Origin of the sequence: Collinsella aerofaciens (assembly GCF_028209625.1) — a bacterium.
GTDB classification, from domain to species: Bacteria; Actinomycetota; Coriobacteriia; order Coriobacteriales; family Coriobacteriaceae; genus Collinsella; species Collinsella aerofaciens_AM.
Genome location: NZ_JAQLDU010000001.1, coordinates 156,914 through 171,698, shown reverse-complemented (window position 1 = coordinate 171,698; position 14,785 = coordinate 156,914). Strand labels below are relative to the sequence as shown.

General features: G+C 46.4%; 14 protein-coding genes and 1 pseudogene. 11 read left to right on the top strand and 4 right to left on the bottom strand.

The window, feature by feature from the left end:
* Positions 1-5 precede the first annotated feature (5 nt).
* Genes PMW70_RS00735 through wzx form a run of 4 tightly spaced genes read left to right on the top strand, consistent with a single transcriptional unit; the run spans position 6 to position 4,822 of the window.
* Positions 6-1,064, top strand: a complete 1,059-nt coding sequence (locus PMW70_RS00735; protein ID WP_271743583.1) for an NAD-dependent epimerase/dehydratase family protein — start codon at positions 6-8, stop codon at positions 1,062-1,064.
* Positions 1,061-2,167: a glycosyltransferase family 2 protein gene (locus tag PMW70_RS00730; RefSeq protein WP_271743582.1), complete on the top strand. Its 1,107-nt coding sequence runs from the start codon at positions 1,061-1,063 to the stop codon at positions 2,165-2,167. The genes PMW70_RS00735 and PMW70_RS00730 overlap by 4 nt, the downstream gene beginning before the upstream one ends.
* A complete protein-coding gene (locus PMW70_RS00725) occupies positions 2,167-3,399 on the top strand; it encodes a hypothetical protein (RefSeq protein ID WP_271743581.1) in 1,233 nt (410 codons plus the stop codon). Before PMW70_RS00730 ends, PMW70_RS00725 begins: the two co-directional genes overlap by 1 nt.
* Positions 3,392-4,822, top strand: coding sequence for a lipopolysaccharide biosynthesis protein (gene wzx / locus PMW70_RS00720; protein WP_271743580.1), 1,431 nt, complete (start codon positions 3,392-3,394; stop codon positions 4,820-4,822). The genes PMW70_RS00725 and wzx overlap by 8 nt, the downstream gene beginning before the upstream one ends.
* A 215-nt stretch (positions 4,823-5,037) precedes the next feature.
* Here wzx and PMW70_RS00715 read toward each other — a convergent pair whose 3' ends face one another.
* Positions 5,038-5,487, bottom strand: a complete 450-nt coding sequence (locus PMW70_RS00715; protein WP_271743655.1) for a UDP-galactopyranose mutase — start codon at positions 5,485-5,487, stop codon at positions 5,038-5,040.
* A 184-nt stretch (positions 5,488-5,671) separates the two neighbouring features.
* On the opposite strand from PMW70_RS00715, the gene PMW70_RS00710 reads away from it, so the two are divergent.
* Both PMW70_RS00710 and PMW70_RS00705 read left to right on the top strand, forming a co-directional pair.
* Complete coding sequence (locus PMW70_RS00710; RefSeq protein ID WP_271743579.1) at positions 5,672-6,709, top strand: hypothetical protein; 1,038 nt, start codon at positions 5,672-5,674, stop codon at positions 6,707-6,709.
* 438 nt (positions 6,710-7,147) lie between these two features.
* On the top strand, positions 7,148-8,086 hold the full coding sequence (locus tag PMW70_RS00705) for a hypothetical protein (RefSeq protein WP_271743578.1): 939 nt from the start codon (positions 7,148-7,150) through the stop codon (positions 8,084-8,086).
* A gap of 477 nt (positions 8,087-8,563) precedes the next feature.
* Here the strand turns inward: PMW70_RS00705 and PMW70_RS00700 are convergent, their stop codons facing one another.
* The 3 genes and pseudogenes from PMW70_RS00700 to PMW70_RS09730 all read right to left on the bottom strand — a co-directional run.
* Positions 8,564-8,788, bottom strand: coding sequence for a hypothetical protein (locus tag PMW70_RS00700; protein ID WP_271743577.1), 225 nt, complete (start codon positions 8,786-8,788; stop codon positions 8,564-8,566).
* 179 nt (positions 8,789-8,967) lie between these two features.
* The gene (locus PMW70_RS09735; RefSeq protein ID WP_416378072.1) at positions 8,968-9,117 is read right to left on the bottom strand and encodes a hypothetical protein; all 150 of its coding nucleotides are present in this window, start codon (positions 9,115-9,117) and stop codon (positions 8,968-8,970) included.
* A gap of 127 nt (positions 9,118-9,244) precedes the next feature.
* Positions 9,245-9,529: pseudogene (locus tag PMW70_RS09730) on the bottom strand (transposase); the annotation flags it as partial.
* Between the two features lie 116 nt (positions 9,530-9,645).
* Between PMW70_RS09730 and PMW70_RS00690 the strand changes: the two are divergent.
* The 5 genes from PMW70_RS00690 (at position 9,646) to PMW70_RS00675 (ending at position 14,583) form a co-directional block, all read left to right on the top strand.
* Complete coding sequence (locus PMW70_RS00690; protein ID WP_118256107.1) at positions 9,646-9,987, top strand: hypothetical protein; 342 nt, start codon at positions 9,646-9,648, stop codon at positions 9,985-9,987.
* 361 nt (positions 9,988-10,348) lie between these two features.
* Positions 10,349-11,356 (top strand): retron St85 family effector protein, encoded by a 1,008-nt coding sequence (locus PMW70_RS00685; RefSeq protein ID WP_271743576.1) that lies wholly within the window; start codon positions 10,349-10,351, stop codon positions 11,354-11,356.
* The gene (locus tag PMW70_RS09725; RefSeq protein ID WP_416378070.1) at positions 11,325-12,281 is read left to right on the top strand and encodes a reverse transcriptase domain-containing protein; all 957 of its coding nucleotides are present in this window, start codon (positions 11,325-11,327) and stop codon (positions 12,279-12,281) included. Before PMW70_RS00685 ends, PMW70_RS09725 begins: the two co-directional genes overlap by 32 nt.
* 513 nt (positions 12,282-12,794) lie before the next feature.
* Positions 12,795-14,006 (top strand): AAA family ATPase, encoded by a 1,212-nt coding sequence (locus PMW70_RS00680; protein WP_147346289.1) that lies wholly within the window; start codon positions 12,795-12,797, stop codon positions 14,004-14,006.
* Positions 13,999-14,583 (top strand): hypothetical protein, encoded by a 585-nt coding sequence (locus tag PMW70_RS00675; RefSeq protein ID WP_271743575.1) that lies wholly within the window; start codon positions 13,999-14,001, stop codon positions 14,581-14,583. The genes PMW70_RS00680 and PMW70_RS00675 overlap by 8 nt, the downstream gene beginning before the upstream one ends.
* Positions 14,584-14,785 lie beyond the last annotated feature (202 nt).

Genomic DNA, 14,785 nt, shown 5'->3' with positions numbered 1-14,785 from the left:
TTCTAATGAATAGACTCGAATCTAACATATACATCTCAGAGCTGGATTCTATTTGTAGCCAAGATCTCCCATGGGAAAAACTAGCAGGGAAGACCCTTTCTCTTTCTGGCGCTACTGGAATGATAGGCTCATTTCTCATTGACGTTATTATGAGAAAAAATAGAATAAATCACCTTGGTTGTCGCATCCTTGCTATCGGTAGAAGTGAGGAGAAAGCTCGTGTCAGGTTGCCTTATTTTGATAATGCTTTATTTCAATTTGAGGAGGTGGATATTACCGAAAGAGGGGTAATGCCGTCAGCTCCTTCAGATTTTGTTATCCACCTTGCTAGCTCTACGCATCCGCGTCAATATGCGAGTAACCCTATCGGCACTATTTGCTCAAATGTTGACGGACTTCATAATTTGCTTGAGTATTCCTCAGAATACGGCTCAAGATTGCTCTTCGCTTCTTCTGTTGAGGTGTATGGAGAAAACCGTGGAGATGTTGAACGATTTGACGAGGAGTATTGTGGATATATTGACTGCAATACTCTTCGTGCCTGTTATACAGAGTCCAAACGTCTTGGCGAGACTATGTGCCAGGCTTACCGTTCGCAGAAATCTGTTGAAACTGTTATTGCTCGCATAGCCCGAGTATACGGACCAACTCTACTCCCCGATGATTCTAAGGCGCTCTCTCAGTTTATGCATAAGGCGCTTTGTCACCAAAATGTAGTGCTTAAGAGTAGCGGAACTCAACACTATTCATATTTACATGTTGCAGATGCTGTTTCCGGATTGCTTTACGCGCTGCTACTTGGTGTAGATGGCGAAGCATATAACCTTGCTGACCCTTCATCGGATGTCACCTTACGTGATCTGGCAATGATGGTTGCTTCAGCTGGAAACGTTGAAGTTGTTTTTGATTTGCCAGATGCTGAGGAAGCAGCAGGGTACTCAAAAGCTTCGATTGCGCTCATGGACGGTAGCAAAATGAGAGAACTTGGATGGATTCCATTTAAGGGAATAAAAGATGGTGTGGCTGAGACGCTTTCCGTTCTTCAAAACTTGGAGGCGGAATGAGGAGCGCAAAGCCCGATATACAATCTAATCTAAATGGAGATGACAAAGATCCTCTTGTTTCGATTGTTGTTCCCGTCTTTAACGCCCCGGTTAAAGCGCTTGAGAGATGCCTCTTGTCGTTATTTAATCAAAGTTACTCTAATGTTGAATTCATTATCGTTGATGATGGAAGCGATGATGAGTGTTTAACCGTTGAGCAGAGACTTGTATCGGGGGAGGCTCGTGCGCGAATTGTTAAGGGAGGCCATAAAGGCGTATCACACGCTAGAAATATCGGAATCCACGAAGCTCAGGGTGAATGGGTTGCTTTTTCTGATTCTGACGATGAATTGAATCCTTTGTTTATTAATCAGGCTCTCCAGATTGCATTGGGAGAGAATGTCGATCTTGTCTGTGGTGGTGTTGCCCATCTATTTCTCGGTGATTCTCCGAACGACGGCTGCGATGCAGGCGACTATTGGATTCTTGATGAGTCTCGTGAATTGATGGCGGCAAAATTTCAAATGCTTGGACATGCTAAGTATTGCTTCGACTCTTTGCCTGATTTTAATGGTCGTGGACCTGTTGCAAAACTCTATCGTGCTGATCTTCTTGAAGCCCTGCGTTTTGAAGAGGATATTCCTATCGGTGAAGATACGCTCTTTAATTACCGGTTTATTGAAAAATGTAAAACGATGGCAATCGCTTCTAATGTCTGGTATTGGTATTACCAATACCAGGGGTCTGCTGTTCATTCGATTGAGGTTGATCCATGGGAGCGCTCCATTACGGGAATCATGTCAACATGTTCATTAGAAGATGAACAGGTGCCATTTATTTCACGATGTGCTTTTTTAACCACCCAAGGTATTGAGAATTTTGTTCGAAACTCAGGTCTGATTGGGGCAAAAAAATCGAGTGTGCGGCTTCTTTCCTTTGCTTCCGATCAGGGGTGTTTTTCTGAGCATTGTTTCGAAGGTTACTGTCTTTCTCTCTGGCTTCAAGTATTCACGATTCTTTGTAAAAAAGGTTTCTTTACCTTTGCCTATCTATTTTGGGGATTAAGAACTGTAGTCAAAGACCACCTAGCGGGGAAAGTTCTAATTGATAAGGACACGCATTAATGAGTGACATTGGAATAAATGGAAAAACAGGCAATGCTGCCTCCGTTATTGGATGCATGAGCATAGGGGAGTTTGTATTCTACCTTGCTTACGCCTTGTATTTTTTCAGCTGCATTCTCGATCGAACGACATTCGTTGAATTTCTCTTTATTCCGGTTTCACTTTTGTCAAATATTCTCAGCCTGGCAATTCTTTGCCTTTTGATTTTTAAATTTATTCTTCAAAAGGCTTCTGTAAATGGCTGGCTAATGGCAGCGCTTGTCGTTCTTGTTGGCTTTGTTTCATGGAGGAATTCGCAGGAAGGATGGTTATTTTGGCTTGCTCTCTTTATTGTCTGCTCTGAGGGCGTCAAATTGAATAAACTTGCGTTTATTTCACTTGTCCTGTCGATCATGATTCTAGTCATTGCGCCATTGTTTGCTGTCTCGGGTATTATTGAAAATCTAATTCTAATTCGCTCAGGTATTGCTCGTCAGTCGTTGGGCTTTACTCACCCTAATATTTTCGGCATGTATGTTATTCTCGCGTGCACATCAATTTCTGTTCTGCGATTTGGAAAAACCCCTTTGTTCCAATCAATGCTGCTTATATCTGCTGCCATTCTAATTTTGGTTGTGTCGGATTCAAGATCAACAGCAATTCTTGCTGTTTTCCAAGTTTTACTATTGTTTGTTTTCTACAAAGTGGAAAACAAACGTTTAAGAAGAATCATTTCGATAAGTTTTGTTATCGCCGTTGTTTTGATTGTTTTCATTAGCTTTTATTTTATGGTTAACTATAACCCAGCTCGCTCAATAGATTCAGTTTTGAATAACCTTTTATCGGGAAGATTGAGATTGGCTCATGGCTATTATCAGATGAAGGGTCTCTCGCTATTTGGTACAAATTATATTGATAGTCCTGTAATCTATTGGGAAAATGGAAAACCGTACCATTTCGTCGTTGATAATGCGTACTGCCATTTGATTTTGCGTTACGGTATTATTCCGTCTGCCTTATTTATAATTGGACTATTTTCACTTTTAATTAAAATGGTTCGCCAAAATCAATGGGACTCACTCTTGTTCGGTATTGTTTTAATGTCGGTATACGGTCTTACCGAAACTTTGGGTGTTCGCATCGAATGTAATTATTTTCTTTTTGCAATCGGACCCGAGCTTCTCTTTTCTCTATCCAAAGTCGATAAGAGGGAAGTCGGTTTTCAAAAATATGCTGGAGTGCCGCATGAGTAGTATCGTGACGCGAAAAACCGATGTGATATGGAATTACATTGGGACAATAGTTTCGATGGCAAGTGGTTTCATCCTTCTTCCGTTGCTTATGCGCTTTCTCTCTGATGAGGAATTGGGACTTTGGTATGTCTACATTGCTCTCTCTAATTTCGCCATGCTCTTTGAGTTTGGTTTTAATCCAACGTTTGCGCGAAATATCGTATATGTAGTGAGTGGTGCCCGCCGTCTTTCCGTTAAGGGGTGTGATAAGGAATCAGTTGAAGATGGCATCGATTGGCATCTTTTGAACACGGTAATTAAGGCTTCCAAAGTTATATACGCGATTCTTGCGGTCGTTGTGTTGCTTCTGCTTTCTACGGCTGGCTCAGCTTATATTTTCTTTGTTGCTTCGAATATGAATCCTGCTGACGTTTGGCTTTCATGGGCACTCTTCTGTGTTTCAATTTTCCTTAATCTCTATTTTCTTTGGTCGATCACGGTATTAAGAGGATACGGAGATATTGCTGGAGAAAATAAGGCGGTCGTAATTGGTAGAGTAGGACAGCTCTTTATCAGTGGCGTTTTGCTCGTTGCGGGCTTTGGGCTTGTTGGCGCATCTATTGGGTTTCTTATGAATGCTGTGCTTCTTAGGGTTTCTGCCTTAATTATGCTTAGGAAACATCGAGAGATCGAAGATGGACGACGTTCGGATAAGTTGTCGGTAAACTTCTCTTCAATTCAGGATATTTTTTCGACCATTTTCCATGTCGCATGGCGTGATGGCTTGGTTCAGCTTTCTCTTTATGCTTCCACTCAAGCCATGAGTATTTTGAGTTCCATATTTCTTGGCCTATCCGAGACGGGCACCTATTCTATTCTGCTGCAGTTTGCAAATGCAATTTATAATTTTGCATCTACGTATCCAAAGTCTTTTTATCCTGCGATGCAGTCAGCTTATGCGGAGGGTGAATCTGGTAAACAGAGGAAATTTGTATCGACTGGGATTGTAGGTTACTGGATGCTGTTTATGCTTGGAACCGCTGGAGTCTGTGTTGTTATTTTTCCTCTCTTGCCATTATTCAAGCCTGGCATCGATATTGACTATGCTTTGTTTCTTGTAATGTGTTTGTATGTGGGGCTTCTTCAGCAGCATTCTATTTTTTGCAATTACATTATCAGCATGAACGAGATTCCTTATATGTGGGGATATATTATTGCATCCATTATTGGCTGTGTCCTTGTTTGTCTGTTTTCTGGTTCTTTTGGTTTGGGGGCCTGGGGTATTATATTAGGACAGGCAATTTCCCAGTTAGCCTATAATAATTGGAAATGGCCCGTGTACCTATGTAAGAAACTGGGAAGCTCTTATCGAGAGATTGTTGTAGAGGGCGTTCAATTGTGGATTGCTAGATTTGTTAGCCGTTTTGCTCGATTGCGGGCATAACGAAACTCTATTAGACTCAGTTCGGCTTCCGCCATCTTCATATTTTATTTCACTCCATTTGCATGAATGGGTTGGGCATCGGCGAAGGTCGGTGCCCAACTTTTTTCGAACAGAAACGTTGACGTAACTGTTTTAATTAATGGGGATGCAGATCTGTTCTAGCATCCCCATTAATTAATTTATATTGATTGACGCATTGACTCTCAAATGGTTAACTACGCCTCCGTGGGCTCCACGCCCAGCTCGTTGCGGACGAGCTCGAAGGCCGCGGCGATGGCCTTGTCCATGTCGTAGTACTTGTAGCCGCCCAGGCGACCGGCGAAGATTATGTCGCCCTCCTGCGCCGCCAGCTCCTCGTACCGCTTGTAGAGGGCCTCGTTCCTGGCGTCGTTGATGGGGTAGTAGGGCTCGTCGCCGGGCTTCCAGTCCGCCGGGTACTCGCGCGTGATGACGGTCCTGTCCTGCGTGCCGAACTCGAAGTGCTTGTGCTCGATGATGCGTGTGTAGGGGACCTCGCGCTCGGTGTAGTTGACCACGGCCACGCCCTGGTGGTCGGCCTCGTCGAGCGTCTCGGTCTCGAAGCGCAGGCTGCGGTACTCGAGCGTGCCCAGCTTGAAGTCGTAGAACGCGTTGATGGGGCCGCAGTAGATAGTCTTGGCGGCGATATTGGGTTCGGCGGCGGCCAGCTCCTTGGACAGATGGGGGCTGGAGGTGGGCTTTGGGTTGGATGGTGGTGTTGGCCACAGGTTATTCTCGGTTATTCTGCAGGGTAATATAATTTTGTAATGACCGAGTAAATTTGACCTTGGCGCGCGTGATTGTCTGGTTTTGTTTGAAGGACGTTTTATCTTGCATCGTTCTATGTTTATTTCTGCTGGAGAGCTTGGTCAGCCCCTTGATAGCTCAGTTATTGCGAGGATGTTTAATTGTATTCAAGGTGACTTGGATGGTTTTATTGCTGCATTGGAAAAGGCGGAATTTGAATGTAGGCTGCCAGCTCTAAGTTCTCTCTGGGCTGATGTCCGCCATGAAAATGCTCAAGAAATATTGCATAATCAGCTTCGTGTTGATGGCATGTACTTACAGTTTCCTGAATACATTAGTTTACCTAAGGGGGCGACTGTTTTTCGTGCGCGAAGTGTCTCTTCTTCTCTCGATTATGGAGCTCAGTTTATTGACCAGGGTCAACTGTGGGAGCCACCGAATAACTGCGTGACCAATTTTGGGCGATTAAATAAACCCGGTGAGAGCTATTTATATGTCAATTGCGGTGACCCAGTCACGACGCTTGACGAAGCCAGGGTGAACGTTGATGACCAATTTGCTTTGATAGCGTATGAGGTCGCTAGACCTATTAAAGCTATTGGTATTGGTGTTTATATTCCTTCCGAAGTGCGTAGGCTGTTTGGGCAAAGCCCGACTGCATTCGGACAATACTGCCTGCTGCATGATTATTTGCATCAAGAGTTTTCTCGCCCCTTTGAAGTTCTCGGTGAGACTACCTATCAATTGAGCAATGCAATTGTTGATGAGTTTTATTCATACGAACCCTGTGTTGCTTATAGTCCTGTGGGCGGTGGCAGAGGGCTTAATGTAAGAATGACTCCGGATGTCGCACATGGAAATTTGTCAATTCGAGGGATATATTTTGGAAGGCGCTCCGCCAACGCACTTAAATCAATGATTGTCGACTTTGGGCGCTGGCATTATTCCAGTAAAGCTGGACGTTACCTGTGTCTTGAACATTCCAAGAACCCTGTTTGTCTTAATCATCTGTTTTTTGAAGATGAGCTTGTCTGTCCAGGAACTGAGTGCGAATCGGAGCTGTACTCGTTTTGCGGCTATCGTCCTAACAAACACGGCCATGAACTATTAGCTTTGCGATAGGGGGCACAGCGCGATTTAAATAGGCCAGGTTGAAATTATAACTGGCTGTTGTCGCTAGTGATGTCATTGCTGCATCTGCTCCAGGGTGATCTCACAAAGCTAACTGTTGCTTTAGCGTGAGGGGTTTCTTCTTGAACATAAAACTCGGCCGAGGTTTTGTGTGCAGTTAGTTGAGGGCTAGTGTATCAGGGGATCCTGATGGGGCGCACCCTGGGAGCCATGGACGCCTAGAACGGATTGCCCTGTTCGCCAGGCAGGCCATGTTAGTTGTCGGCAGCATTGATGTAGAAATGCCCGTTTATTAGGTCGTCGATGTATGCCTCTCTGGGTTCGAACTTGAGTGGACATGCGATGTTGCCGTTTTGATGCTAGGCGTCCTTTCATGGGCGGTGTTGCTTCGGGCCGATACATATATCTGGGATTCAAGGGGGAATTACTTTGGCAGATTTAGTTCATGTTTTGCCGCTTCAATCGGTGAGCGACGAAGCCCAGGAAGCGCTTTCAAAGATTGAATATCTCGAGGGCGATTCTGCAACCAAAGTGAAAGAGTATGACGGTGTTGTGCGGTCATTTTGGGAGGTTAACCAACTGTATGAACAGTTTCGATGGAACTACGGTGAACTGCGGCGCCTGGTTCCGTGCGATCGGTCTGACTTCTTGCCCGACGGCTTTACCAGCGGTGGTTTTGGCGAAAGGACTGTTGTTAACGCCGCCTTTGGTAATTATGTATCCGCAGCCCGTGGTCTTGTCGATAGAATGCAAGCGGTCATGCGGGTTTATGATCGAGGTTCTGAAAAAGAACTATATAAAAAATATTGGAAGTTGCCTTCTGCTTGGTATGACCGAGGTGGCCTCTATGTTTTTATGTATGAGATTCGAAATCCCGTTCAGCATGGTCAAACCGTTGTTTCGCGTGTTAGGGAAAACGGTTTGATTAGGGTCCGATTTGATCTTGACCAAATTGCCGATTTGCGCGACTACAATACCTCGCCAAAGCTGCGCGCTTTTTTAAGCAAGTCAATTTCGATAATGAAAGAACGTGATTCGTCCGGCTGCTCGTACCTTTGCTTCAGGTATACAAACATGAAGTACCAGGAGCTTGTGCTTAAATTATTCTGCCATTTTCTGGATTGTGCTGAGCCTAGAATACGTGCCGTTCGCAGAGATATGAAGAAATTGCTATCGCAGCACGGCAAAGCTGTCGGCAAGTTAGGCGGCATTTCCTTTGTTGCATATCGTGACGGTGATATAACCCATGTTTTTAATGAGGTTGACGTTGATCCAGTTAAGGATTTAAAAGATATACGCCGAAAGGCGCAGAAGCATCTAAAGGATGTTCAAAATGCAGTTACGGCTGAGCGTAGATCAATTCGCTAGAGAAGATCACACTCATGTTTCGAAGTCTTTCTTTCTTAGTCGACCGAGATGTCGATCGAGTTCGTACAAGGCGTCAATGTAGACTTGGGCTGAGTTGCGGATATCGCACATATCCAGGCAACATCTTTCAAAATGTAGCTTGCCATTTTCTGTTTTATTTCGGCGACAGGTCATTAGTGCAATTTCGTTGTCCTCGACACTGTCGGTTTCTTTGAATCCTTTTGGTGTAATGCGATAGATCACTCTGCCCGGATATGAATCGAGAAGGCTTTTCCGTCGCATATCAATACAAATTCGTCCTTCTGGACCAAAGCCGTATTCTTCATGCCTCGTCGAATTTAGGGGGTGTGCAATTACGATTGAGCGAACCGCTTCAAGATAATTACGCGCCTCTGTGAGTTCATTCTGTCTTGAGAACTCGAATTTGGTTCTAATTACTTCTTTCAAGCAGGCGTAATTAATCTGCCAGTATGCATCTTAAATCCAGGTGGCAAGTGCTACCAGAAATACAGTGTCCTTAATGCTGGGAGAAAAACCGTCTTTGATGACAGCATTGAAGTCCTGAATGCTGTAGTTAGCCTTAAGAATAAGATCAGACATTAATTCATAGTGATCTAGGTCTTTCCAAGGCCACTTCTTCCAAATGCCGCCTTTGCCTTCGCCCAGACCGTCCGTGGTTTTTAGAGGTTCGATTGATTGCACGTTGTTCCCGTCTACTTGAGTTCCGCCTGGGCTCCTCATCGTTTTACGTTGTTAATTATCATAATGACTCGACGGCAGAGTGAGGGGTTGGGTCACATTTTCGGGTACCGTCATGATTCTTTCGCAAATTGATTTAGCCGTCCTCGGCCCCATCCTCTTCTGGCCCTTCGCCTCTCCCTTCAGCTCGTCCATCTCGTCCAGCTTCGATATATCCAGGCATCTCCTCTTGCCGCATTTTGCTTCACTATGAACTTCAGTCTCGTCGCCACCAGCATGAAAGTCGAGTTGCCGTCCGGGAAGGTTCCGACGACCTTCGTCCTCCTCCTGATCTCGCGGTTGATGCGCTCGACCCCGTCGTTCTACCTGATCCGGCGCCAGCGCTCCGGCGGGAATTCCGTGTAGGCAAGCGTCTCGGCGAACCCGTCGCGCACCGTCCTCACGGTGGACACCGGCGCCCCCCCAGGGGAGCTCGGAGACGTCCTCGATCCTCCTGGTTGAGACGCCCGCCAGGTACATCTCGACGATGGCCTCCTCGACCGAGGTCTCGCGCCTGCGGTAGCGCTCGATGACAGCCGTCCGGAAGGTCGCGCCGCGGAGTTTCGGCACGCCGAGCTCGACTTCCCCTGCCCCGGTGACGAGCTTCCTCGCGTAGTGGCCGCTGCGGTTGACCTCCCGGCCCGCCGCCCTCTCGTAGCGTTCGGCCCCGACGGGCTCGGACGACTCGGCGTCGACTGATACGATGTTCGCAAATACTGCCGTGCCCCTTTCCTCGATGGTTTATTGTCTAGTCGCCAGAAATCATATGACGGCGCGTGGATTGTGTCCCTCAATGTGTTTGTCAATTTGTGAAAGAAATTATGCGTCACCTCCTTATGCGCAATTATTTCCCCTATGGGTTTATTAAGACTGCCCAAGACGGATTGTTGGTCGCCGGAGATTGGTTTGCCCAACTGCGCTTGAGGCCCTTGGTAAGGATTTCCCAGTCGCCCTACAACGCTCTTGCAATGAGTGTTGTAGTGGTCATTGCCCAAACGTTTCTGGCAATCTATGCGCTGCTTAGGAACATGAACTACTACGACATGAACGTACCGTTTCTTGAGAACTTCTTCAACGCCGTTAAGGGTGCGGCGATGAAACTGTCCACGGCGATCTTCGGCGAACACGCGATGCATGTGTTGCGTAAGAAGAAGGGGGAGTGACAACGGGATGAAATCCTCCGCGAAGAGCAGCCAGGAATAGGCCGAGAATGGGCGACTCGCTGCTCAATAGAGTACATTTTGCAGTATAAACTTGATGCGGGACTAGCATGCTTTCTATTTATAGCCGGCTAATATCAAGCCTTAGACACTAATGTGATGGTAAAGTTACTTGAGACAAGGCCGCAGCTAGTCATTGATTGCCCCGATTGGAGCGAGTCCTCTGTTAAAGATGGACTGAGACGTTTTTACCAATTTTGGTCCGTGCATATGGTCATTCCATAGCCACGGACCCGAATCCGTGTCTACGGAATGACCATATGCACGGACTGTGCGGCCTTGTCCTTATTGGAATCGAGGTGCAATGCTCTGCGACTGTATCAGTAAAACTGATTTGAATATCCTGAGAAATCATCTGAGAGTTAAGCGTGACGTTAATAATCTGCCCTTGTTTATCTTTCCCTGCGGCGGTGATCAGAGCCTGCATTCCTCTCGACGATTCTTTAGAGCTTATGTGTCCAGCAATCACACCGAGGCGTTAAATAACGTTTTTTGTCTTACTGCCGAAGACGTGGCGGCGGAAATGGACGGTTCGAGACTTAATTTACTTCAGCAAGAGGCCATGCTTGCCGATATATCGGACTGGATATTGATTTTTGCAGAGAGCTGTGGATCTTTTTGCGAGTTGGGTGCTTTCTCCGCTTTGCCTCATGCCGCTTGGATTACCTCTGTTGCTGTTGGAAAGCAATATAAGGGCTCTCGGAGCTTCTTGATTGATGGGCCAGTGAGAGAAATAGCCACGGGTGACTCTTCGCTTAACAAGGTCTTTTACTTAGACTTAAATAACCCGATGTCTTCGCCTGACTTGTGCCGCTTTGTTTCTGAACTAAGACCCCTTTTTGGTGCTAATGCTACTAAGCGGGGCAAGGCTGGCTTAAAGGCCGCTAGAAAGATGATCAATCGAGACGAGTCCGAGATTAACGTGGGCTCCCTCGTCCACGAGTTACTTGATTTGCTTCAAATATTGGGCCCCATGTCAGAGACCGATTTACGAACGATATACTGTGCGGCCAAAGGCTTCCGTGCTAGTAAGCTCAAAATATACTCGCCCATTTTAAATGCGGATATGAAAAACGCTGGTGTTCCGATATCTTGGTCGGATGTTTGCTGCATTATGAGAGCTACCGGTCTTGTTTCTAAAGTGGGATACAAAAAGGATCATGACTATCTGATTAAAAGCACGATACATCTCGATTCCTATTTCATGTTTAAGCGAGACGAAGACCGAGATTTCTTAAATATGAGGGCGCGGGTAATCCTTCGTAAGAGATCAATGGGATATGGAGGCGTTGCCGGTGTCTATTGCGGATAGAATTTGCTTCGACCTTGGAATGACAAATCGTCAGCTATTGGGCCTTGTAAGCTCAACGGCAGATAGGTATCACTGTTTTTCTGCCGGTGGGAGAAAGATTGTTGCGCCTCGGCCAGATTTGAAGCTCGTCCAATGTTGGATTTCGGACTATATAAATACGGAGTTTGATATAGATCTTCCTTACGCTACAGCTTACGAAAAGGGCTCAAGCGTCTGCCGTAATGCCGGGCTCCATGCTAAGAGCAGTCATTTTCTTCTGCTTGATATTTGCCATTTCTTTGAGTCCTGCACTCAGCAAATGGTTAGGAATTTGTTTTCAGGGGGAACCTATCGGCCGACAAACGCTGAATTTCGCTCGCGTCTTACTGCAGACGATGTCGATCTTCTCGTAGCTTTATCATGTTATCGGGGTTCTCTTGCAACGGGTTCTCCGTGTTCGCCTTTCGTTGCCAATCGCATAATGGCTTCGTTTGACCATGAGATTGCAGCTAGACTAGGCGAAAGATTCGTCTACTCGCGATACTCTGACGACATCTGCATTTCATCAACTGAATGGATAGACTCTGCGGAGATTTCAACTTTTGTTGGTAGTCGCCTACGGCAAAAGGGTTTTGATTTGAATAGTGACAAAACTCGTTGTTTTGGGCGAGGGCACCTTCGTAAAATCACGGGCATCTATCTTGACTGTGATGGCGTCCTGCGATTGGGACCTCAAAGAAAGGCAGAGTTAAAGCGCTCGTTATACCAGGTGCTTATGCGCGAGTGCGATCGTGAATGCGCCCTTCGCGTTTTAGGCCACTTGAGCTTTTGTAAACAGGTCGAACCGGATTTTTGCAACGCACTTTTAGCCAAGTACGCGAGCTATGGTAAGGCTGTGTCTAGTGGAGGCGTTATGCCAGCGTTGGTAGAGCTCGCCTATGGGTGAGGGACGGCAGCGTCGCGAAAGACATTTCTATGGTTGTCAATCCGCGCTATCTTCTCTCTCGACTCCATCGAGAAGGGCTTCATGGGCATAGTCTCTCCTTGCGCTTGCATTTCCCCTTCGGGAACTCGTCTCGCTATGAATTCGGACGTTCTTCTGTTGATGCATATCCTGATTATGACGATGCTGCCGCCAGGCAGGCCGTAGCAGTAGCCGGCTGCGTTCATATAGAGACGACCGTTCGTCAGGTCATCGATGTATGCCGATAGCGCATGGTTTCTTTCGTAAATTGATAATCGCATACCGGAACAAGGTCCGCACCTCGTTATGTGATTTCCAGCGGATAAACAATAAATCACAGACGAAGGGGGCACGGACCGTGTCTGCGAACATCGCAACGGTCGACGGGGGTCTCTGTGCATGAACTTAAATGACTGAGCTTTTCTCAGAAATCTTGTTTTTCAAATTATAAACAGGAAAACTGTTTATAATTGAATTGTCTAAGAGGAGGTCGCTGTGAAACTTCTTAAATTAAGAATCGATGGGGTCACACTATTTAAGGACAAACGTTTAGAACTTGATTTTATTGCTGCCGATCGAGTTTTGAGCGATGAAGAAGGTAATTATGCTGACGTGTTTCCGCTGCCAGTTGGGTCCTCGCTCTATTCTCAAAATGTAATGGGCGTTGTTGGCGTTAACGCATCCGGCAAGACAACGACTCTCAACCTCGTGCGCTTTGTACTTGGTTATATGTCTGGCAGCTTTGTTATGCGCCGCTTTGCAACTGGCTCCGATGTTCTCGGAAACTTGGAGCGCCAAGTCAATGTTGCCTGTGTTTTTTTCGAAAAAGGTTCGGTCTATCTTATTGAGTCTCGGCTTCGCAAAGTAGATGGCGTAGCTGCGGAGGATACTTCTTTTGCGGAATCGCTTGCATTTGAGAACGAATGGCTTTGGAGATGCCCCGTATCGCGCGTCTCTAGAAAGGTCGTTTTGAATATCGAGCATCTGAAGGATGTTTCTGAGCCTATTCTGGTTCGTGAGGGGCCTGATGATGGTGACCTTGTTCTTAACGATGCCCAACGAACTTTTCTGGATGACAACATGTCAATCGTGTCTGTCATCACGGGTAAAAAGGTGGTCTCGGTGGAGTCCCCCGAGCGCACGCTGCCTTTGACGAGCTTGCCAACCCCTGTTGTTCAGGCTTTTGATCCGAGTGTTGAATATCTTGTCTGGAACAAGGAAAACCAAGTGTTCCATCTTAAGTTTAAGGGTGAGCGAGCGGAGCGAGTGATGAATGTCGCGATCGCGACTTCTGTTCTGTCAAATGGAACGATCTTGGGCGCTGAGCTGGTCAATCAAGCGATAACCGCTCTCAGAAATGGGGGCTATCTGATTGTGGACGAGATTGAAACGGGTCTTAATAGATCACTTGTTGGCACAGTGATTGAGCTTTTTGCTTCTCCCGTTACGAACCCCCATGGGGCAACTTTGCTCTTTTCGACTCATTACTCGGAGCTCCTTGATGTGCTGAGACGTAAAGACAATGTCTTTGTTCTTGTGCGCGACGATTCGTTTAAGACAGAGCTCATCAAGTATTCCGAGCGTATCAATCGGATTGAGAACAAAAAGAGCGATGTGATCATCAACAATGTGATTAAGGGGTCTATGCCTAAGTACCCCGACGTTCAAGCGATGCGCGAATATGTTTGCGAGCACATCAATGGGTAATCAGGCAAAAGACATTCTATCAAGTCGTTTTGTCTTGTTTAGCTGTGAAGGAACTGCAGAGGGTGTCGTTATTCAGGAGCTGTATGACAACGATTTGTTGATCGTCCCAAGAGAACGAGTGGTCAAAGATGCCCTCATTGTTGATCGTCCTTACACACGAAAACGCAAGGCTTCCGAAATTGCAAACGACTATTTCTCGATGAACTACGAGACTGCTGGGGCTGAAGGACTTGCGGTCGCACGGATTGTGGACAGCAGCGCTCCCAAGTTTGAGTTTCCAAAGCGCAGACAGAACGGCACTAAAGTGCTGAGTTTTGTTACGCGGCCGGAGGTCGAGATGCTTGTGATTCACGCCGAGGGTGCCTATCGGGATTGGGAGAACGCGACCAGAAGGGATAGACGGCTTAAGCCTAATGAATTCTGCAAGCAGCGTCTTGGACTAGGCAAAATTAAAGAGAAGGACTTTCTTGAGGAATATTGGGGCAACGGCGAAAAACTTGTAAAGGCAATTAAAGCTCATGCGGAGACGAGTAAGCGAAAGAGCGGAGAGTTTTTGCTGGTTGACTTGTTGAAATAGCAGCTGAGTGCCCGCCGGAAGTATGCTGCAAATTCCGGAGCCCTCGAGCACGCCGTTGTTTTTGGGTAAAGAAACCGCAGGTAGAAACGTTGTCGCTATCCAGTGTGGTCGGCATGTCAAGAATTTGCCGCGTACTTCCGGATTGGGCGCTCATTTTGCACTCTCGAAGTCCCCACATCCTCCAAAAAAGTTCTTAAAACAG

Excerpts from the sequence above, each read along its gene's own strand:
- PMW70_RS00735 (WP_271743583.1), top strand. The coding sequence starts at position 6 with ATGAATAGACTCGAATCTAACATATACATCTCAGAGCTGGATTCTATT.
- PMW70_RS00730 (WP_271743582.1), top strand. The coding sequence starts at position 1,061 with ATGAGGAGCGCAAAGCCCGATATACAATCTAATCTAAATGGAGATGAC.
- PMW70_RS00725 (WP_271743581.1), top strand. The coding sequence starts at position 2,167 with ATGAGTGACATTGGAATAAATGGAAAAACAGGCAATGCTGCCTCCGTT.
- wzx (WP_271743580.1), top strand. The coding sequence starts at position 3,392 with ATGAGTAGTATCGTGACGCGAAAAACCGATGTGATATGGAATTACATT.
- PMW70_RS00690 (WP_118256107.1), top strand. The coding sequence starts at position 9,646 with ATGCGTCACCTCCTTATGCGCAATTATTTCCCCTATGGGTTTATTAAG.
- PMW70_RS00685 (WP_271743576.1), top strand. The coding sequence starts at position 10,349 with ATGCTCTGCGACTGTATCAGTAAAACTGATTTGAATATCCTGAGAAAT.
- PMW70_RS09725 (WP_416378070.1), top strand. The coding sequence starts at position 11,325 with ATGGAGGCGTTGCCGGTGTCTATTGCGGATAGAATTTGCTTCGACCTT.
- PMW70_RS00675 (WP_271743575.1), top strand. The coding sequence starts at position 13,999 with ATGGGTAATCAGGCAAAAGACATTCTATCAAGTCGTTTTGTCTTGTTT.